This window comes from Actinoplanes sp. CA-252034 (assembly GCF_050956125.1).
GTDB lineage: Bacteria > Actinomycetota > Actinomycetes > Mycobacteriales > Micromonosporaceae > Actinoplanes.
Map to the genome: position 1 here is coordinate 1337174 of NZ_CP191846.1, position 18070 is coordinate 1355243.

The 18070-nt window shown below is 70.8% G+C and carries 20 protein-coding genes; 14 read left to right on the plus strand and 6 right to left on the minus strand.

Features of this window, described 5'->3' with window-relative positions; translation table 11 throughout:
• Window positions 1-24: 24 nt before the first annotated feature.
• Window positions 25-807 (minus strand): class I SAM-dependent methyltransferase, encoded by a 783-nt coding sequence (locus ACQPZW_RS06170; protein ID WP_433793860.1) that lies wholly within the window; start codon window positions 805-807, stop codon window positions 25-27.
• A 52-nt stretch (window positions 808-859) separates the two neighbouring features.
• A complete protein-coding gene (locus ACQPZW_RS06175; RefSeq protein ID WP_433793861.1) occupies window positions 860-3265 on the minus strand; it encodes a beta-glucosidase family protein in 2406 nt (801 codons plus the stop codon).
• A gap of 74 nt (window positions 3266-3339) precedes the next feature.
• On the opposite strand from ACQPZW_RS06175, the gene ACQPZW_RS06180 reads away from it, so the two are divergent.
• The 8 genes from ACQPZW_RS06180 to ACQPZW_RS06215 all read left to right on the plus strand — a co-directional run bounded on the left by ACQPZW_RS06180 (window position 3340) and on the right by ACQPZW_RS06215 (window position 10958).
• Window positions 3340-3687 carry an HIT domain-containing protein gene (locus ACQPZW_RS06180; RefSeq protein WP_433793862.1) on the plus strand — a complete coding sequence of 116 codons (348 nt, stop codon included), beginning with the start codon at window positions 3340-3342 and terminating at the stop codon, window positions 3685-3687.
• Window positions 3684-5066, plus strand: a complete 1383-nt coding sequence (locus ACQPZW_RS06185; protein ID WP_433793863.1) for a serine hydrolase domain-containing protein — start codon at window positions 3684-3686, stop codon at window positions 5064-5066. The genes ACQPZW_RS06180 and ACQPZW_RS06185 overlap by 4 nt, the downstream gene beginning before the upstream one ends.
• Before the next feature lie 129 nt (window positions 5067-5195).
• Entirely contained in the window at window positions 5196-6275 is a 1080-nt protein-coding gene (locus tag ACQPZW_RS06190) for a PhoH family protein (RefSeq protein ID WP_433793864.1), read from the plus strand.
• A 24-nt stretch (window positions 6276-6299) separates the two neighbouring features.
• On the plus strand, window positions 6300-6770 hold the full coding sequence (gene ybeY, locus ACQPZW_RS06195) for an rRNA maturation RNase YbeY (RefSeq protein WP_360335330.1): 471 nt from the start codon (window positions 6300-6302) through the stop codon (window positions 6768-6770).
• 2 nt (window positions 6771-6772) lie between these two features.
• Window positions 6773-8122 carry a hemolysin family protein gene (locus tag ACQPZW_RS06200; RefSeq protein ID WP_433793865.1) on the plus strand — a complete coding sequence of 450 codons (1350 nt, stop codon included), beginning with the start codon at window positions 6773-6775 and terminating at the stop codon, window positions 8120-8122.
• Window positions 8115-8471, plus strand: coding sequence for a cytidine deaminase (locus ACQPZW_RS06205; protein ID WP_433793866.1), 357 nt, complete (start codon window positions 8115-8117; stop codon window positions 8469-8471). The genes ACQPZW_RS06200 and ACQPZW_RS06205 overlap by 8 nt, the downstream gene beginning before the upstream one ends.
• 461 nt (window positions 8472-8932) lie before the next feature.
• The gene (gene era, locus ACQPZW_RS06210; RefSeq protein ID WP_433797446.1) at window positions 8933-9823 is read left to right on the plus strand and encodes a GTPase Era; all 891 of its coding nucleotides are present in this window, start codon (window positions 8933-8935) and stop codon (window positions 9821-9823) included.
• A gap of 82 nt (window positions 9824-9905) precedes the next feature.
• Window positions 9906-10958, plus strand: coding sequence for an acyltransferase family protein (locus tag ACQPZW_RS06215; protein WP_433793867.1), 1053 nt, complete (start codon window positions 9906-9908; stop codon window positions 10956-10958).
• Here ACQPZW_RS06215 and ACQPZW_RS06220 read toward each other — a convergent pair.
• Window positions 10945-11712, minus strand: a complete 768-nt coding sequence (locus tag ACQPZW_RS06220; protein WP_433793868.1) for a DUF4097 family beta strand repeat-containing protein — start codon at window positions 11710-11712, stop codon at window positions 10945-10947. The two genes, ACQPZW_RS06215 and ACQPZW_RS06220, sit on opposite strands and share 14 nt — an antisense overlap.
• Before the next feature lie 106 nt (window positions 11713-11818).
• On the opposite strand from ACQPZW_RS06220, the gene recO reads away from it, so the two are divergent.
• The 3 genes from recO to ACQPZW_RS06235 are packed head-to-tail and all read left to right on the plus strand — an operon-like array spanning window position 11819 to window position 13898.
• Entirely contained in the window at window positions 11819-12595 is a 777-nt protein-coding gene (gene recO, locus ACQPZW_RS06225) for a DNA repair protein RecO (protein ID WP_433793869.1), read from the plus strand.
• Complete coding sequence (locus ACQPZW_RS06230) at window positions 12592-13374, plus strand: isoprenyl transferase (RefSeq protein ID WP_433793870.1); 783 nt, start codon at window positions 12592-12594, stop codon at window positions 13372-13374. Before recO ends, ACQPZW_RS06230 begins: the two co-directional genes overlap by 4 nt.
• Window positions 13371-13898, plus strand: coding sequence for a histidine phosphatase family protein (locus ACQPZW_RS06235; protein ID WP_433793871.1), 528 nt, complete (start codon window positions 13371-13373; stop codon window positions 13896-13898). The genes ACQPZW_RS06230 and ACQPZW_RS06235 overlap by 4 nt, the downstream gene beginning before the upstream one ends.
• On the opposite strand, the gene ACQPZW_RS06240 is transcribed toward ACQPZW_RS06235, so the two are convergent.
• Window positions 13888-14562 (minus strand): HAD family hydrolase, encoded by a 675-nt coding sequence (locus tag ACQPZW_RS06240; protein ID WP_433793872.1) that lies wholly within the window; start codon window positions 14560-14562, stop codon window positions 13888-13890. The two genes, ACQPZW_RS06235 and ACQPZW_RS06240, sit on opposite strands and share 11 nt — an antisense overlap.
• The gene (locus ACQPZW_RS06245; RefSeq protein WP_093621579.1) at window positions 14559-14852 is read right to left on the minus strand and encodes an MTH1187 family thiamine-binding protein; all 294 of its coding nucleotides are present in this window, start codon (window positions 14850-14852) and stop codon (window positions 14559-14561) included. The genes ACQPZW_RS06240 and ACQPZW_RS06245 overlap by 4 nt, the downstream gene beginning before the upstream one ends.
• Before the next feature lie 124 nt (window positions 14853-14976).
• Here ACQPZW_RS06245 and ACQPZW_RS06250 point away from each other — a divergent pair, with 124 nt between their 5' ends.
• The 3 genes from ACQPZW_RS06250 (at window position 14977) to ACQPZW_RS06260 (ending at window position 16751) form a co-directional block, all read left to right on the plus strand.
• Window positions 14977-15186 carry a type II toxin-antitoxin system VapB family antitoxin gene (locus ACQPZW_RS06250; RefSeq protein ID WP_433793873.1) on the plus strand — a complete coding sequence of 70 codons (210 nt, stop codon included), beginning with the start codon at window positions 14977-14979 and terminating at the stop codon, window positions 15184-15186.
• Window positions 15183-15605 carry a PIN domain nuclease gene (locus tag ACQPZW_RS06255; RefSeq protein ID WP_433793875.1) on the plus strand — a complete coding sequence of 141 codons (423 nt, stop codon included), beginning with the start codon at window positions 15183-15185 and terminating at the stop codon, window positions 15603-15605. The genes ACQPZW_RS06250 and ACQPZW_RS06255 overlap by 4 nt, the downstream gene beginning before the upstream one ends.
• Window positions 15606-15704: 99 nt before the next feature.
• Window positions 15705-16751: an aldo/keto reductase gene (locus ACQPZW_RS06260; RefSeq protein WP_433793876.1), complete on the plus strand. Its 1047-nt coding sequence runs from the start codon at window positions 15705-15707 to the stop codon at window positions 16749-16751.
• Here the strand turns inward: ACQPZW_RS06260 and ACQPZW_RS06265 are convergent.
• Window positions 16739-17659, minus strand: a complete 921-nt coding sequence (locus ACQPZW_RS06265) for a methylenetetrahydrofolate reductase (RefSeq protein WP_433793877.1) — start codon at window positions 17657-17659, stop codon at window positions 16739-16741. The genes ACQPZW_RS06260 and ACQPZW_RS06265 overlap by 13 nt on opposite strands.
• Window positions 17660-18070 lie beyond the last annotated feature (411 nt).

An 18070-nucleotide genomic window follows, 5' to 3' on the forward strand; every position in this document is an offset into this window, starting at 1 on the left:
TCGATGGGATCTCCCGGCTGTCCGCTACGGGCGGCGGGCCAGGGCCGCATAGGTGTGGACGGCGAAGTCGATCGTCGGGCCGTGGGCCTCGATGACGGCGATGGTGTCGTCGATCGCGGTGTCGCGCCGGGGCTCGTCGAGCATGCGGTACAGGGAGATCGAGTGCAGGTGGGCGCGGTACTCGGCGAGGGTGTAGGAGCGGGTGGCCCGGTAGCGCAGGGTCCGCAGGTCGGTGAAGAGCTTCTCGATGCCGGCCAGCTCCGGCCACTGCTCGGCGAACGGGCGCGGGGCGTCCGGCACGTCGTCGACGTGCAGTGAGTGGGGGGACTGCCGGCCGGTCAGGCCGTGCCGGGCGTCGACGGCGGCCAGAGCGGTGTAGAGATCGCGGTCGGGCAGGAGGAAGACGTTCCAGAACGGGGCGAGCAGGCCACCCGGGGCGAGCGCGGCGTGGGCCAGCGTGTTGCGGCGGTCCGCGTCGACCCAGTGCCAGGCCTGGGCGCTGATCACCAGGCCGTAGCCGCGGTCGGGGGTCCACGCCTCGAAGGTGGACTCGATCACCGGGACTCCGGGGACGGTACGGCGCAGCACGGCCGCCATCCGGGAGTCCGGCTCCAGGCAGGTCAGGTCGATGTCGCGGGCGGCGAACAGCGCCGTCGCCTTGCCGGTGCCGGCTCCCACCTCCAGGACCGGGCCCGGACCGGCCTGCTCCAGCACGTCGGTCACCAGGTCGGCCGGGTAGCCGGGGCGGATCCGGTCGTACTCCTCGGCCAGCTCGCCGAAGACCTGTCCACGTTCGCGCGTCGTCATGACCGCCAACCTAGCCGGGGCGGGACCGGTCGGCCCCGCCCCGGAAGCACGGTCAGACGGTGATCTCGACGGAGCGGCGCGGGTCGTCGAGGGCGTGGGCGGCGATCACCGTGTAGGCGCCGGGGACCGTCTGCCAGCCGTCGTTCCACACCTGGAAGGCCCGCTCGGGGATCGGGATGGTGACGGTGACGGACTCGCCCGGCTCGGCGTCCACGGTGCCGAAGCCGGCCAGCCAGCGCTCCGGCCGCTCGACCGGCGAGCCGTCCGGCGCCGGGGAGGTGGCCGGGGTGTCGGCGCCGGGCGACAGGTAGACCTGCACGACCTCACGGCCGGTGCGCCAGCCGGTGTTCGTGACGGTCACCCGCACCTCCGACCCCGAGTACGCCAGGTGGTCGTACGACCAATCGGTGTAGCCCTGACCGTGACCGAAGGCGAACAGCGGGTCGGCCGCCTGCCGCAACCATCCCCGGTAGCCGATGAAGATGCCCTCGTCGTAACCGAGCGTGCCGTCCGCAGGCTTGACGTCGAGCACCGGGCAGTCCTTCTCGCTGCGTGGCCAGGTGGTCGGCAGCCGCCCGCCCGGCTCCGCGACCCCGAGCAGCACGTCGGCGAGCGCGGCGCCCGCCTCCTGGCCGGGGAACCAGGTGAGCAGCACCGCCGCCACCTCCTCCGACCACGGCAGCAGCACCGGCGAACCGGCGTTGACCACGACGATCGTCCGCGGGTTGGCGGCCGCCACCCGGGACACCAGCTCGTCCTGACGACCGGGCAGGGCCAGCGACGTACGGTCGAAGCCTTCCGACTCGACCTGCTCGGTGGTGCCGACCACGACCACCGCGACATCCGACCGGGCGGCCAGCTCGACCGCCTCGGTGATCAGCCCCTCCTCGTCGGGACCCGGCGCCCGGTGACCGAGCGTGGTCGAAACCGAGTGGGCCGCGCCCGCCTCGAAGGTCTGCCGCAGCAGCACCGGGACCGGGACCCCGGCCTCCAGCGTGACCGCGAATCGCTGCTCCCGCGGGTGCAGCAGCAGGTCGGCCCGGCCGGTGCCGGGCGGGTGCAGCGAGCCCTCGTAGAGCTTCTCCGCGCCGACGATCAGCTCGAACGCGCCGAACCCGGAGACCGCCAGGAGGTGCTCGCCGGCCACCTCGGGGGTGAGCTCGGTCCGCAACTCGAGGGTGGTGATCCCGGCCACGTCGAGACCGCCGGGCGGGTCGCCGAGCCAGCGGATGGTGGCCGTCTCGACCGGAACGTCGTGATCGTGGATGACGAACCGGAACGGCGCCCAGTCCGGGCCCTGCGCGGCCGGCAGGAACGGCCGCGGGTCGGCGCCGATCGCGTACGCCACGTCGACCCCGGGCAGATCGTGGCGCAGACCGTCGAGCGGTGAGATCACGTGACGGGGCGTGACCTGGGCGCTGCCGCCGCCGAGGACCCGCGCGTCGGTGGCCAGGGCGCCGATCACCGCGACCCGGGTCAGCTCGGCCGGCTCCAGCGGGAGGGCGGAGTCGACGTTGCGGGCCAGCACGAAGGAGCCCACGGCCACGTCGTGCGCCACGTCGTCGCCGTCCTCGTCGAGCGGGAGGTCAGGCGTCTCCGAGCGAACCTCCAAGGCTCCGGTACGCGCGGCGAGGAGCAGCACACGGCGTACCTTGTCGTCGATCACGTCCTCGCCGACGGCGCCCGACCGGACCGCCTCGACCAGCGCCGTGCCCCACGGGTTGTCCATCGCCGGCATGGCGATGTCGAGGCCGCCGAGCGCGGACGCCACCGTGTCACGGGCCGCACGCCAGTCGGAGACGACCACCCCGTCGAAGCCCCACTCGCGTTTGAGGATCTCGTCCTGGATGCGCCCGTTCGTGGCCATCGGCGCCCCGTTGACCCCGTTGTACGCGCTCATCACGCCCCACCCGCCGGCCGCCGCGACCCGCTCGAACGGCGCCAGGTACAGCTCGCGCAGCGCCCGCTCCGGGATCCGCACGTCCACGGTCATCCGGTCGGTCTCGAAGTCGTTGCCGACCAGGTGCTTCACCGTGGTGCCGACGTGGTGCTGCTGGACGCCCTCGACGAAGCCGACGGCGATCTCGCCGGTCAGCAGCGGATCCTCGGAGTAGCACTCGAAGTGCCGGCCGCCGAGCGGGGTGCGGTGCAGGTTGACGGTCGGGCCGAGCAGCAGGTGCACGCCCTTGCGCCGGGACTCCTGGCCGAGCAGCCGGCCGGCCCGGCGGGCCAGCGCCACGTCCCAGGTGGCGGCGAGCGCGGTGGGGCTGGGCAGGGCGACGGACGGGTCGTCGGGGGTGTATCCGGTGCCGCGGACGCCGACCGGGCCGTCCGACATGACCAGCGAGCGCAGCCCGATCCGGGGGATCGCCGGTAGCGACCAGAAGTCCCGGCCGGTCAGCAGCGAGACCTTCTCCTCCAGGCTGAGCTGCTGGAGTAACGGGTCGAGGTCGATCATGAGAGCGCTCCCAGGGGTGTGTCGGAGGGTCCGTCGACCATCTAAGCCCACGTCCGGCCCATAAGATCCATCAGGTGGAAAACTCCTGCCTGTTCTGCCGGATCGTGGCCGGCGAGATCCCCGCGACCATCGTGCACCGCACCGGGACGACGGTGGCCTTCCGGGACATCGACCCCAAGGCGCCCACCCACGTGCTGGTGATCCCGGTCGCCCACCACGCGGACGTGACCGCGCTCGCCGCCGACCCGGCCGCGGCAGCCGACGTGCTGGCCGCCGCCGCGAAGGTCGCCGAGATCGAAGGCCTGGACCAGGGCTTCCGGGTCATCTTCAACACCGACGCGCACGGCGGCCAGGAGGTCTTCCACGTGCACGCGCACGTCGTCGGCGGCGCGCCGCTCGGCCCGATGCTGGCCCGCCCGTGAGCACGCCCGCCCCGCGCTACGAGCGGGCCGCCCGCCGGGCCCAGGCCGACGGCCGGATTCCCGCGCTCTCCGTGGCACTGCACCGTGCCGACCGGGAGCCGTGGGTCTTCACCGTCGGCGACTCCGGCAACCCGGAGCACCCGCTCGGGCCGGACACCCGGTTCCGGATCGGATCGGTCACCAAGACCTTCACCGCGGTCCTGGTCATGCAGGCCCGTGACGATCGTCTGCTCGACCTCGACCAGCCCGTCTCGGCCTACCTCGACGTGCCGGCGCACGGCGACGCCACGATCCGGCGGTTGCTCTCGCACACCGCCGGGTTCCAGCGGGAGCCGTACGGCGACGTCTGGGACAGCCTGCTCGCCCCGGACGCCGGCCGGATGCTCGCCGAACTGGACCGGGCCGAGCGGGTGCTGCCGAACGCCCGGCGCTTCCACTACTCCAACCTGGGCCTCGCCGTCCTCGGCCAGCTCGTCGCCGAGGTGCGCGGCGGCACCTGGGCGGAGATCGTCGAGGAGCGGATCCTCGGGCCGCTCGGGCTGACCGCCACCACGGTCGCCCGGCCATCCCGCGCCGCGACCGGATACCTGGTCGACGCGTACTCCGACGCCGCCCGCCCGGAGCCGCCGGTGGACGTGGCCGGTCTCGCGCCCGCCGCCCAGATCTGGAGCACCGCCGGTGACATGGCGCGGTGGGCGGCCTTCCTGGCGAGCCCGGAGATCGTCGACCCGGACGGCCGGGTGCTCGCCGCCGCCACCGTCGACGAGATGCGCTGGCCGTCGACCACCACCGACGAGAGCCTGTGGGCGCTCGGCTTCGGCCTCGGCCTGATCCTGGTTCCGGAGGGCAAGCGGGTGATGCACGTCGGCCACGACGGGGCGATGCCGGGCTTCCTGGCCGGCGTCTACGGACGGCGCGGCGGCGACGGCAACCCGGGCGCGCTCGGCTGTGCGGTGCTCGGCTCCTCCGGGACCGCCGGGCAGACCAACGAGCTGGTGCACGAGCTACTGCGGATCGCCGTCGACGCGGACCCGGCGGAGATCCGGCCGTGGCGCCCGGCCCCGCCCGCTCCCGCCGCCTACCGTCCGGTGCTGGGCCGCTGGTGGAGCGAGGGGATGGAGTTCGTCTTCGCCTGGCACGACGGTCGGTTGCAGGCACGTGCCGTGGACGCGCCGGCGAGCCGCCCGCCGGCGGTCTTCGAGCCGCTGCCGGACGAGGTCGACGTGCTGCGGACGATCTCCGGGCGCGAAGCCGGCGAGCTGCTCCGGCTGACCCGCGACGACCGTGGCGGGGTGGCGCGGATGCACTGGGCGACCTATCGCTTCACCAGGGCGCAGGAGGGTTTCGACGGAGGACGTGCGTCGGACGGCCCCGAATAGCGGACCGGCGATAATGGCATCGGCGTGCGGGCGGGTGAGCGGATAGGATGGCACGATCCTTGAGCGAGCCGCCCGACCCGGACGGCGATGAAGAAGAGAGCAGGTGGCGGAGGCCCTTCGGGCCACCCTATGACCGGTACGCCGAACGAATCCAGCACTGGCTCGACCAGCCCGGTGCGGGCGCAGACCAAGATCTCGGTGAGTGATCCGAAGATCATGGTGAACCTGCTCGGCGCCAAGGACGAGATCCTCCGGCTCATCGAGCGCACACTCGACAGTGACGTGCACGTGCGTGGCAACGAGATCACCATCACCGGTGACCCGGCTGAGAATGCGACCGCGGAGCGTCTCTTCTCCGAGCTGATCGAGCTGATCGACAAGGGCGAGACGCTCAGCGTCGACGCCGTCCGCCGCACCTTCCGGATGCTCCAGGAGAACACCTCGGAGCGGCCGGCCGAGGTGCTCACCCTCAACATCCTGTCCCGCCGCGGGCGCACCATCCGGCCCAAGACACTGGGGCAGAAACACTACGTCGACGCCATCGACAAGAACACGATCGTCTTCGGCATCGGCCCCGCCGGCACCGGTAAGACGTATCTGGCGATGGCCAAGGCCGTGCAGGCGCTGCAGGCCAAGCAGATCAGCCGGATCATCCTGACCCGGCCGGCCGTCGAGGCGGGGGAGCGGCTCGGCTTCCTGCCGGGCACGCTGACCGAGAAGATCGACCCGTATCTGCGGCCGCTCTACGACGCGCTGCACGACATGCTCGACCCCGAGACCATCCCGCGCCTCATGGCGGCCGGGACGATCGAGGTCGCGCCGCTGGCGTACATGCGTGGCCGTACTCTCAACGACGCCTTCATCATCCTGGACGAGGCACAGAACACCACGCCCGAGCAGATGAAGATGTTCCTGACCCGTCTCGGGTTCGGGGCGAAGATCGTGGTCACCGGCGACGTCACCCAGGTCGACCTGCCCGGCGGCACCAGCAGCGGCCTCAAGGTCGTGCGGGAGATCCTGCGCGACGTCGAGGACGTGCACTTCGCGGAGCTGTCCAGCTCCGACGTGGTGCGGCACCGCCTGGTCGCCGAGATCGTCGACGCCTACGCCCGTTTCGACGAGGCGCAGGAGCAGCAGGCAGCACAATCCGTCCACGCCGTGCCGGGCCGGGCCGCCGGCGGTAGCCGGACCCCGGGCCGCCGGCGCTGATACGCAAGGGGTAATCGCACCACTATGTCCATCGAGATCGCCAACGAGTCGGGAGTCGAGGTCGACACCGACGCGATTCTCGCGGTCGCCCGGCACGCCCTGGACGAGATGGGGGTCAACCCCCTCGCCGAGCTGTCGATACTGCTCGTCGACATCGACTACATGGCCGAGCTCAATCATCGGTGGATGGGCAGCGACGGCCCGACCGACGTGCTCGCCTTCCCGATGGACGAGGGCAGCGTCGACCACGGCCCGGGCGAGTCCGGGGCCGGTGAGCCGGCGCTGCTCGGCGACATCGTGCTCTCCCCGGAGGTGGCCGCCAAGCAGGCGACCGTCGCCGGGCACGCCGCCGCCGACGAGCTGCACCTGCTCACCGTCCACGGCGCGCTGCACCTGCTCGGCTACGACCATGCCGAGCCGGACGAGGAGCGGGAGATGTTCGCCCTGCAGAACAAGCTTCTGCAGAGCTGGCGTGCCGGCCGTAAAGCCGGCTGATCATGGACCCCGCCTCGGCCGGCCTTCCGGATCTGCAGCTGATCACCCTCGCGGTCCTGCTGGTGCTGCTCGCCGGCCTGGCCTCGATGACGGATGCCGCGCTCGCGACCGTCTCCCACGCCCGGGCCACCGAGCTGGCCCGGGAGGGCAAACGGGGCGCCGGCGCCCTGGCCGCGGTCGCCTCCGACGTGGTGCGCTACGTCAACCTGCTGCTCCTGCTGCGACTGCTCTGCGAGCTGAGCGCGACCACGCTGGTGACGCTGGTGGCGGTCGACACGTGGGAGGTCGGCTGGCGGGCCGCGCTGGTGTCGGCGGGCGCGATGACGCTGGTCAGCTTCGTCGTGGTGGGGGTGGCCCCGCGGACCCTGGGGCGCCAGCACGCGTACGCGGTGGGCCGCGCGACCGCCCCGCTGGTGCGCTGGCTGGGCAAGGTCCTCAACCCGCTCGCCAAGCTGCTGATCCTGATCGGTAACGCGGTGACCCCGGGCAAGGGGTTCCCGGAGGGGCCGTTCGGCAGCCAGGTGGAGCTGCGCGAGCTGGTCGACCTGGCCGAGCAGCGCGGCGTGGTCGAGCACGGCGAGCGCGAGATGATCCACTCGGTGTTCACGCTGGGTGACACCATCGCCCGCGAGGTGATGGTCCCGCGCACCGAGATGGTGTGGATCGAGGCGCCGAAGACGCTGCAGCAGGCGCTCTACCTCTTCCTGCGGTCCGGGTTCTCCCGGATCCCGGTGATCGGCGAGAGCGTCGACGACGTGCTGGGCGTGCTCTATCTGAAAGACGTGATCCGGCGCACGCAGAACGGCGATCCGGCGGCCACCTCGCAGGAGGTCGCCGACGCCATGCGCCCGGCGAACTTCGTGCCCGAGTCCAAGCCGGTGGACGACCTGCTCTCCGAGATGCAGGCCGCCCGCAACCACCTGGTCATCGTGGTCGACGAGTACGGCGGCACCGCCGGCCTGGTCACCATCGAGGACATCCTGGAGGAGATCGTCGGCGAGATCACCGACGAGTACGACGTCGAGCGACCACCGATCGAGCACCTCGACGACGGTGCGGTCCGGGTGACCGCGCGCCTGCCGATCGAGGACCTCGGTGACGTCTTCGGCGTCGAGTTGCCCGCCGACGAGGTCGAGACCGTCGGTGGCCTGCTCGCGCAGACACTGGGCCGGGTGCCGATCCCCGGCGCGAAGGCTGAGGTCAGGGGCCTGCACCTGACCGCTGAGGGGACCACCGGCCGGCGGAACCGGATCGATTCGGTGCTGGTGCGCCGGATCCGTCCGGAGCCCGGGGCCGAGCAGACCGATGAGAACGTTGCCGAGAATGAGGAAAGACAACCCGCCGATGCCTGATCAGACCGTTGCCGACAATGTGTTGAGCGCCGAGGACGCCAAGCTGGTGACCCTCGCGCGTCACTCCCGGACCCGGGTGGGTGCGGCCGAGGGCGCGGCGGTCCGCGACCAGGACGGCCGCACCTACGCGGCCGCTTCAGTCGATCTCACCAGCCTGAAACTGACCGCGCTGCAACTCGCCGTGGCGCAGGCCGTGTCCTCCGGGGCCACGAGACTGGAGGCGGCCGCGGTCGTCACCGAGGGCGGCGAGGTGGAGAGCGCGGGCCTTGCGGCGGTGCGTGACCTCGCGGCCGACGCGCCGGTCCACCTGGCGGGCCCGAGCGGTTCGCTGTCCGGCACGGTCCTGTGATGGCCGACGAGAACCAGCAGCGGCGTCCCGTTGCGGGATCGCAGCGTCCCGCGGCCGGTCAGCAGCAGCCCGCGCCGGGCGAGCGGCGTCTCACCGCCGGCGAGCGCAACGAGCAGCGGCGGCAGGAGCGCAGGGCGGCCCGCCGGGCCGAGGAGCAGGGCGGGGAGCAACGAGGGCGCAAACCCGCCGGGCCCGCCGGGGGCGGGGCTTCAAGCGTCCCCGGTACACGTAAGGCCGGCGCTGCCGACGGGCCGGGCGCGAAGTCTTCCCGGGCAGGCGGTGCTCCGGCCGGACAGGGCACGAAGCCGCCCCGTGGAAACGGCACTCCGACCGGGCCTACGGGTAAGGCCGGGGTCACCGGCGACTCCCGGGGACGGGCTGGTGCTCCTGAGGCCGGCGACGTGCGTACCGGAAAAGGGTTTTCGAGGAAGAAGCACCGGCACAAGGCCGCGAGTGCCGTCGTGGCGCAGGACGACGTCTACCGTGCGGGTTTCGCCTGTTTCGTCGGTCGGCCGAACGCCGGTAAGTCGACCCTGACCAACGCCATCGTCGGGCAGAAGATCGCGATCACCTCGAACAAGCCGCAGACCACCCGGCACGTGATCCGCGGGATCCTGCACCGGCCGGACTCGCAGCTCGTGCTCGTCGACACGCCGGGTCTGCACCGACCCCGGACGCTGCTCGGTGAGCGGCTGAACGACCTGGTCCGCGAGGTGTGGAGCGAGGTCGACGTGATCGGGGTGTGCTTCCCGGCGGACGAGCCGATCGGGCGTGGCGACCGGTTCATCTCCTCGGAGATCAGCAAGCTCAAGGCCAAGGTCCTCGCCGTGGTGACCAAGGTGGACCTGGTCGACCCGCAGACCCTGGCGCAGCGGCTGCTCGACGTCGCCGAGCTGTACCAGTTCGCCGACATCGTCCCGGTCAGTGCGGTCTCGGGGCACCAGGTCGAGATCCTGACCGACGTCATGGTCCGGCACATGCCGGAGTCGCCGCAGCTCTACCCGGACGACGTGCTCACCGATGAGCCGGAGCAGGTGCTGATCGGCGAGCTGATCCGGGAGGCGGCGCTGGAGGGCGTCCGTGACGAGCTGCCGCACTCGATCGCCGTGCTCGTCGAGGAGATGCTGGTGGAGGGCAACCTCACGCGGATCTTCGCGGACATCTATGTGGAGCGTGACAGCCAGAAGTCGATCGTGATCGGCACCCGGGGTGCGCGGCTCAAGGAGGTCGGCACGCGGGCCCGCGCGGAGATCGAACAGCTGCTCGGCCGGCGGATCTATCTTGATCTGCACGTTCGGGTGGCCAAGGAATGGCAGCGAGACCCCAAACAGCTGCGTAAGCTCGGTTTTTAATCGAAACTTGGACATTCTCCGACTATGGTGAAGTTCACCATAGTTTGCACAGGTTGACTCGGCGCGGGTAACACCTTGGTCCATGCGTAATCGGTACCTGGACCTGCTGCGTGCCGTGGCGACCGTCCGGGTCGTGATCTACCACATCACGGGGTGGGCCGCGTTCACCGTGGTTCTCCCCGCGATGTCGGTGATGTTCGCATTGGCGGGGTCGCTCATGGCGGCCTCGCTGGACCGGTTCGGGGTGTGGGCGGTCGAGCGGCGGATCCGGCGCCTGCTGCCGTCGCTGTGGGTGCTCGCCGCGCTCGCGGTCGGCGTCATGCTGGCCACCGGCACCTCGACGTGGAGCACGATGCTGCTGCTCTGGGGCTTCCCGATCGACACTCCCGAGGCGACCGGCTGGTGGATCCAGGGCCTCAGCCACACCTGGTATCTGCGCGACTTCCTGTGGATGGTGCTGCTGTCGCCGCTGGTGCTGCCCGTCTATCGCCGGTTTCCGCTGGCCACGATCCTCACGCCGTACGTCGCTCTGATCGTGATCACGCTGGCCGGGCTGGCCGTCCCGCCGGTGGCGCAGGGGCTCGCCCTCTACGGCGGGGCGTGGCTGCTCGGCTTCGCCCACCACGACGGCCACCTGGAACGCCTAGGCCGGCGGAGACTGCTAGTCGTCGCCGCGGCCGTCGCCGTCCCGGCCGTCGCCTGGATCGTCACCCACCCCAGCCCACGTGGCTGGGACCTCAACGACATCCCGCTCGGCAACGCCCTCTGGTCGGCCGCGTTCATCCTGGTCGTGCTCGGCTGCGTGCGCCCGGTCATCCACGGGAACCGGGTCCTGACCGTGCTCAACGCCCGCGCCCTCACGATCTATCTGTGGCACGTGCCGGTGGTCGTGGCGGTCACCCGGCTCGGCGAGCAGCACGGCCTGCCGATCGTCGGCTGGGTCGGCGTCACGTGGCGGCTCGTCGTCGTCACCGCCCTGCTGGCCGCCCTGGTCGCCGCCGTCGGCTGGATCGAGGACGTGGCCGCCGGCCGGCCCCCGGTGCTGCTGCCCGGCCGGCGGATCCCCGTCCCCGTCCCCGTGTCTCCGGCGCCGGCCGTCAGGCGCGAGCCGGAACCCGCCGTCAGCCTCCGTTGACCCGCAGGTCGCCGCTGCCGGTCCGCAACTCCAGAACCTTGTCGGAGGTCGGATCGTCGGTGACCCCGAAGACCTCCCGATCGCCGGAGCCGCTGACGGCGCGCACCCGGTAGTCTCCGGCCGGCACCATCAGGTCGATGTCACCGCTGACCACCGAGGCGGTGACGGACGCCGCCACGGTCAGCTTGAGGTTGATGTTGCCCGAGTTGGCCTTGGCCGTCACCGGGCCGGTCACATCCAGAACGGAGAGATCGCCGGAATGCGACTCGAGACTCACCTCCGAGCCGCCGATCACATTGAGGTCGCCCGAGGTCGCCCGCACCTTCACCGGGCCCGCCCCGTTCTCCACCATCACGTCGCCGGACGTCAGTTTGAGGTCCACCGGGCCCGTCCCGCGTAGCAGCACGTCACCGGAGCGCAACTCGCCCCGCACCGCCGCACCGGGTGGCGCGGTGATCTCGAAGTCGACGTGGCACTCCCGGCCGCAGTCGCCGTCCAGCGTGAGCACCCCACCGGCCAGCTGGTAGGAGCCGCCCGGGGCGGTGCCGCCGTAGATCACCCGCCGGATGCGGGTCTCGGTCGCCGACGCATCGGTGTCCACCGTGACGTTGCTGACACCACCGGTCAGCACGATCTCGGTGACCTTGGTCTTCTCGGTGTCGTCGAACGTCATCCGCGCGCCCACCACACCGTCACAGCCGGCCAGGGCGCCGACCGAGACGGCGGCGAGGATCAGGGCAACTCTGCGGGTCATGCCCTGACGCTATTCGGGCACGGGGGTCCGGTCATCGGGTCCCGTCCCCGAGACGACCCTGAGATCCGGGTCAGGGTCTGTCGTAGGCAGGGGGCAGAATGGCGTGGTGCCCGCCGGATACCGCCGCCAGCTCTACCGCGACGACGCGGTGGTCCTGCGTGTGCAGAAACTCGGTGAGAGCGACCGGATCGTCACCCTGCTGACCCGCCGTCACGGCAGGCTCCGCGCGGTCGCCCGCGGGGTCCGGCGGACCTCGTCGCGCTTCGGCGCCCGGCTCGAGCCGTTCGGCCACATCGATCTGCAGCTCGCCGGCTCTCCCGAGGGCCTGGGCAGCGCGCTGCACTCGGTCAGCCAGGTCGAGGCGGTCACGCTCTACGGCAAGAGCTTCCTCACCGACTATCCGCGGTACACCGCGGCCAGCGCGATCTGCGAGACCGCCGAGCGGCTCACCCCGGTCGAGCGTGAGCCGGCGTTACGCCTGTTCCAGCTCACTCTCGGAGCGTTCCGGGCGCTCTCCGCCGGTGAGCACACGGGCAGTCTGGTGCTCGACGCCTACCTGCTGCGCGCGATGGCCTTCGCCGGCTGGGCCCCGGCGATCACCGAGTGCGCGGTCTGCGGCACCGTCGGGCAGCACGCGGCGTTCTCGGTGCCGGCCGGTGGCGCGGTCTGCCCCGACTGCCGGCCGCCCGGCTCCGCCCACCCCAGCCCCGACACCCTCGGCCTGATGTCCGCCCTCACCTCCGGCGACTGGGCGGTGGCGGACGCGTCCGCGCCGTCGGTGCGCCGCGAGTGCAGCGGGCTCGTCGCCGCCCACCTGCAATGGCACATGGAGCGGGCGCTGCGCTCGCTCCCGCTTGTCGATCGACGGGAGTTGAAACCGTGAGCCCGCGTCCGCCCACCCCGCACATCTCCGGCGCACGGCCGCCCAAGCTGCCCTCGGCGGCGCTGCCCAAACACGTGGCGATCGTCATGGACGGCAACGGCCGCTGGGCCAAGGACCGCGGGCTGTCCCGGACCAAGGGACACGAGCAGGGGGAGCACTCGCTCTTCGACACCATCGAGGGCGCCATCGAGATCGGTATTCCGTACCTGTCGGCGTACGCGTTCTCCACCGAGAACTGGAAGCGCTCGCCCGAGGAGGTGCGCTTCCTCATGGGCTTCAACCGCGACGTCATCCGCCGTCGTCGTGACCAGCTCGTCGACCTCGGTGTGCGGGTCGTCTGGTCCGGGCGGGCCGGCCGGCTGTGGAAGAGCGTCATCTCCGAGCTGCAGACCGCCGAGGAGATGAGCCGGCACAACACGAAGCTGACGCTGCAGTTCTGCGTCAACTACGGCGGCCAGGCCGAGATCGCCGACGCGGCCGCGGCCATCGCCCGGGACGTGGCGGCCGGCAAGCTCAAAGCCGACAAGATCAACGAGAAGACCATCGCGAGATACCTCTACCACCCGGAGATCCCCGAGGTGGACATGTTCCTGCGGCCGTCCGGCGAGCAACGTACGTCGAACTTCCTGCTCTGGCAGTCGGCGTATGCGGAGATGGTCTACCTGGACACTCTCTGGCCCGACTTCGACCGCCGCCACCTGTGGTATGCGTGTGAGCTCTTCGCCCAGAGGGACCGGCGCTTCGGTGGCGCGCTGCCCAACCCGGTCAGCCCCACGTGAGTGGTGTCCGGCATCTCTGGATCGCCCGCCACGCCGAGGCCACCGGCGACGAGACCGGGCTCAGTGCGGCCGGCGAGCAGCAGGCCGCGCTCCTCGGCGAGAGGCTGAGCGGCGTCCCGCTCGCGGCGATCAGCCACAGCCCGCTACCCCGGGCGGTGCGGACCGCCGCGATCGTGTCGGCGCACCTGCCGGGCGTGCCGGTGCGGGTCGCCGACGAGCTGGACGACCGCTTCCCGACCGAGGAGCCGGCCGCATCCGCCGCGATGATCGAGCGGTTCACCGGCCCCTCCGAGGACGAGCGGCACGAGCTGGTGATCACGCACGCCTTTCAGGTGGCGTGGTTCGTCCGGGACGCGCTGGAGACACCGGAGTCACGGTGGCGGGATGTGATTCCGGCCAACACCGGGCTCACCGTGATCCGGTATCTCCCCGGCGGGCGGACCCGGGTGATCGTCTTCAACGACCTCTCGCACCTGCCCGAGCCTCTCCGGTGGACCGGGTCGCCGCCCGAGCTCAGGTTGTGAGGGCTGTGATCGCGGCGTCCAGGTCGCTCAGATCCGGCAGGACGACGTGTGCGCCCGCGGCGGTCAGGTCGGCGGCTGTGGGCGCGCCCGTCGCGACCGCCACCGCCAGCGCGCCGTTGGCCAGCGCCGCCGCCACGTCGTGCTCCGTGTCGCCGATCACCACCGGGGCGAAGTCCTCGCCGTACTTTGCGCGGGCCCGCTCCATGCAGCGGCGCACCAGCGTGGCCCGCACGCTGTCGTCCGTGCCGTAACCGCCGATCTCCGCGTCGAAGGAACCCTCCAGACCGAACGCCGCCACCTTGATCGCGGCCACCTCGGGGTGGTTGCCCGTCACCAGCGTCTGCACCACCCCTGGGTCGGCATCGAGGCGGGCCAGCACCTCCCGGACCCCCGGCATCAGATGGCCGTGCACCGCGAACTCGTGCTTGACCTCGTGGATCGCCTCCACATAGCGGGCGAAGAACCGCTCGTGCGTGCAGTCGGTCACCCCGTGCACGGCGAACACCTCGTTACAGATGTCCGTGTCGGTGCGGCCCCCGAAGCTCGGCGTGTCCCGCCACGCGACGCCGGTGACGTCGGTGAACGCCGCCTTCCAGGCCTTGGTGGTCACGCCGCCGCCGCGCAGCAGCGTGTAGTCGATGTCCCACATCACCAGCCGCCTCACTCGGCCAGCACCCGCTCGATGTGCTCGACCTTGGCGGTCAGCGCGCCGGTGACGCCCGGCCGGACATCCGCCTTGAGCGACAGACTGACCCGCGGCGAGACCCGCGCGACGGCGTCGACGGCCTGCTTGACCACGGCCATCACCTCGTCCCACTCGCCCTCGATCGTGGTGAACATGGCGTCGGTCCGGTTCGGCAGGCCCGAGGCCCGAACCACCCGAACCGCCTCGGCGACGGCGTCCCCCACGGACTCACCCGCACCGATCGGTGTCACGGAAAAGGCAACCAGCATGCCCCCATCCTCCCAGCCCGGCCCACTTGAGTCGATCAATGCAGACGACTAGGGTGGTCGTATACCAAGTTTGTTTGGGACTAGTCCCTTATTCTTTGAGGAGCGTGAGCTTATGGGAGTCATCATGGCTGAAGATTCGATGAGCATTGATGCCCAAGCATTGATGGAGGCTGCCCGGATCTTGGGCACGACGACGGCTGACGACACGGTCAACGCGGCGTTACGCGAGGTCATCGCCGTTCGCCGGAGGTTGGAGGCTCTCGAGGAGCTCGGCAAGATGGGCGCGGCCGGTGATTTCGACGAGTTTCTGGACAAGCGGACGTATCGGCGATGACTGTCGAGTACCTCGTCGATACGAGCGCCTACATGAGGCTCGCTCGAGTCCCCGAGCTCCGTGACGCGTGGCGTCCATGGTTCGCGGCTGGGACCCTCGCGGTGTGCCCGCTCACCGAACTCGAGATCTACTTCACCGCCAAGTCCGTCGAGCACCGGGATCAGCTTCAGGCGGCCATCCGCAAGCGATACAGGTGGGCGCTGATGCCGAATGCGATCGTCGATCGCGCCCGCGAAGTCCAAGAACTTCTAACGGAGCGCGGCGCGCACCGCTCGGCGAGTCCCGTTGATCTGCTGGTGGCGGCCACGGCCGAAGCCAACAGAATGACCGTCCTGCACTACGACCGCGATTTCGTCACCGTTGCCCGGGTGACAGGTCAGCCGGTGCGGTGGATCACGGAGCCGGGGACGATTGACTGACTCTCATCCCCGTGTCTGAAAACTATCAGTGTCCGGCGTTTGTCGGTATCGGGTGTGTGGGCGAGTGCGTTCCGGGAGGTGGCTGCGTAGGTTCGCCGGGTGGCAGTGGAGCGAATCGATGCGTCAGTGGCGGGGCAGTGGCGGCTCGGGGATCGGGTCGTCAATCGGATGGGGTTCGGGTCGATGCGGCTCACCGTTCGCAACGATCGCGAACGTGCCGTTGCGGTGTTGCGGCGGGCCGTTGAGCTTGGGGTCGATCACATCGACACGGCGGCTTTTTACTTCTCGCCGGGCGGAATTCTCGGCGGGGAAGCGGGGGAGGTTCGGTATGCGGCCGAACTGATTCGGGACGGGCTCCGGCCGTACCCGGAAGGGCTTTTCATCGCGACGAAAGTCGGACCGGATCGCCTGCCGAATGGTAGTTGGGGTGAGGCGGTCACTGCGGAGCAGTTGCGCCGTCAAGTGGAGGAGAACCTGCGCCGGCTCGGTGTGGAGGCGCTCGACCTCGTCAATCTGCGGATTGTCAGGCCGGTCGGACCGGATGAGGTCGCCGAGCGATTCGGGGCGCTTGAGGACATGCGGACCGACGGGCTGATTCGCCACCTCGGACTCTCCAATGTGCGGTGGGAGCACGTCGAGGCGGCCCGGCGGGTGGCGCCGGTCGTGTGCGTGCAGAACGCGTTCGCCCCGGACCTTCGGCGCCATTTCGATCTGCTGCGGAAATGCGGTGAGGAGGGGATCGCATTCGTGCCGTTCTTCACCATCGCGGGAGCCACCCGCGAGGACGGGCCGGCACCGAGAGCGGCGCGCGAAGCGCAGACGGCGCGGGACGCCGGGACAGACCGCGAAGCGCAGACGGCGCGGGATGCCGGGACAGACCGCGAGGTGGAGGCCGCCCGGGACGCCGGGAGGGCTCGGGGCATCGAGACGGCGCCGGACGCGGGGACGGTGGGAGCGGAGTGGCGGATCGCTGCATCACACCAGGTCACCGGGCATCAGGTGCGGCTGGCCTGGACGCTGCAACAGGGCGCGCATGTGCTGGCGATTCCGGGGACCGGCGACGTCGCTCACCTGGAGGAGAACATCGCCGCCGGCGCCCTGCGGCTGACCGCTGACGAGTTGGCCGAAATGGATCAGCGGCGGTAGCGAAGCATCCGGGACACCTTGGCGGCGAGGTCGGTGCTGGCCTCGATCTCGGCCTTGCGGATCGACACGCTCTCGACGTTGAAACCGTAGGGCAGGCCCAGGTGCTCGCAGAAGTCGATCAGGTCGCGGGCGATCGCCACGCACTGCCGGTACGACTCGGCCAGCGGGTCGTCCGCGTGCCGGATCGAGTTCTCCAGCCAGCGCGGAACGTCCACACCCAGCCAGCGGACGAACTCCAGCGTCTTGAGCGACCCGCACAACGACAGCGTGAAGATCACGGTCCGGGGGTCGGCGCCGCGGGCCCGGCACTCGTAGAAGTAGTCGCTGAGCAGGTTTTTCGTCTCGTTGACGTGGTAGACGACCTGGCTCACGAAGAACGACGCGCCCCGCTCCTGCTTGGCCAGCATGCGCCGGTGCTCGTCGGGGCGCTCACCGATCACGACGGCGCCGAGAAGCAGGTCCGGTCGCACCTCGGCGCGTAGCTCCTGGGCGCGGCGCAGCCCCGTGCGGACCTCCTTGCCGCCCGACGACGCGCCGACGAAAACGGTCAGAACCCGCGAGTCGGCGCGGGACATCCAGTCGCGGAGCTCATCCTCGGAATACTTACCGACGCACCGGTAGATGATCACCGGCTGCCGCCAGCCGGTCAGGTGATCGGCGTAGTAACGCCCGGGATCCAGCGTCGGCAGATAGGGGAACGGCCGATCGTCCGGATTACGGTCGGATTCGTCGTCGATGTCATACAAGATCAGGCCGTCGAGGTCGAGCGCGGTGAGCCGGTCCAGAGTGACCTCGGCGATCTCCTTGATCCGCTCCTCGGTGGCGCTGCGCCGCGGCGGCGTGATGCTGAACACCAGCACGCCACTGCGCGACTCCGCCAGAAGCTGCGGCAGGGGGTGACGAGACATGCGACAACCCTATGGGCCCGGCGATGCGGCCCGGTCACCGCACACACCCCATCCCGAAGAGCGAGCTTCAGCCGTACGCCCGACGAGCCCCGCCAAGCGCAAGAGGCATCGACCCGGCTCCCAGTGCTGTCGACCAGTCCCCGGTCCGGCAGCCGAAGACGACCGCGCGGGCTCGCCGGCCGGTGGCGGGCCGAAGCCGGCCGGGGGGGCTGGTGTCGGGCCGAAGGGGTGCCGTGTGGGCTCATCGGCCGGTGGCGGGTTGAAGGCGGCCGTGCGGGGTTGTCGGCCGGTGGGCTGAAGGGGGATGCCGTGTGGGTCGCCGGCCGGTGGTGGGCCGTGTGGGCGAGACGAGGCGGGCCGGTAGACGGGTCGTCGCGTGTGGCGGGCGACGAACCCGGCTACCGGGCGGCG

What these genes read in the sequence shown, in the direction of transcription:
- ACQPZW_RS06170 (WP_433793860.1), bottom strand. Translation starts at nt 807, where the DNA reads ATGACGACGCGCGAACGTGGACAGGTCTTCGGCGAGCTGGCCGAGGAG.
- ACQPZW_RS06175 (WP_433793861.1), bottom strand. Translation starts at nt 3,265, where the DNA reads ATGATCGACCTCGACCCGTTACTCCAGCAGCTCAGCCTGGAGGAGAAG.
- ACQPZW_RS06190 (WP_433793864.1), top strand. Translation starts at nt 5,196, where the DNA reads ATGACCGGTACGCCGAACGAATCCAGCACTGGCTCGACCAGCCCGGTG.
- ybeY (WP_360335330.1), top strand. Translation starts at nt 6,300, where the DNA reads ATGTCCATCGAGATCGCCAACGAGTCGGGAGTCGAGGTCGACACCGAC.
- ACQPZW_RS06200 (WP_433793865.1), top strand. Translation starts at nt 6,773, where the DNA reads ATGGACCCCGCCTCGGCCGGCCTTCCGGATCTGCAGCTGATCACCCTC.
- ACQPZW_RS06205 (WP_433793866.1), top strand. Translation starts at nt 8,115, where the DNA reads ATGCCTGATCAGACCGTTGCCGACAATGTGTTGAGCGCCGAGGACGCC.
- ACQPZW_RS06215 (WP_433793867.1), top strand. Translation starts at nt 9,906, where the DNA reads ATGCGTAATCGGTACCTGGACCTGCTGCGTGCCGTGGCGACCGTCCGG.
- ACQPZW_RS06220 (WP_433793868.1), bottom strand. Translation starts at nt 11,712, where the DNA reads ATGACCCGCAGAGTTGCCCTGATCCTCGCCGCCGTCTCGGTCGGCGCC.
- ACQPZW_RS06245 (WP_093621579.1), bottom strand. Translation starts at nt 14,852, where the DNA reads ATGCTGGTTGCCTTTTCCGTGACACCGATCGGTGCGGGTGAGTCCGTG.
- ACQPZW_RS06250 (WP_433793873.1), top strand. Translation starts at nt 14,977, where the DNA reads ATGGCTGAAGATTCGATGAGCATTGATGCCCAAGCATTGATGGAGGCT.
- ACQPZW_RS06255 (WP_433793875.1), top strand. Translation starts at nt 15,183, where the DNA reads ATGACTGTCGAGTACCTCGTCGATACGAGCGCCTACATGAGGCTCGCT.
- ACQPZW_RS06265 (WP_433793877.1), bottom strand. Translation starts at nt 17,659, where the DNA reads ATGTCTCGTCACCCCCTGCCGCAGCTTCTGGCGGAGTCGCGCAGTGGC.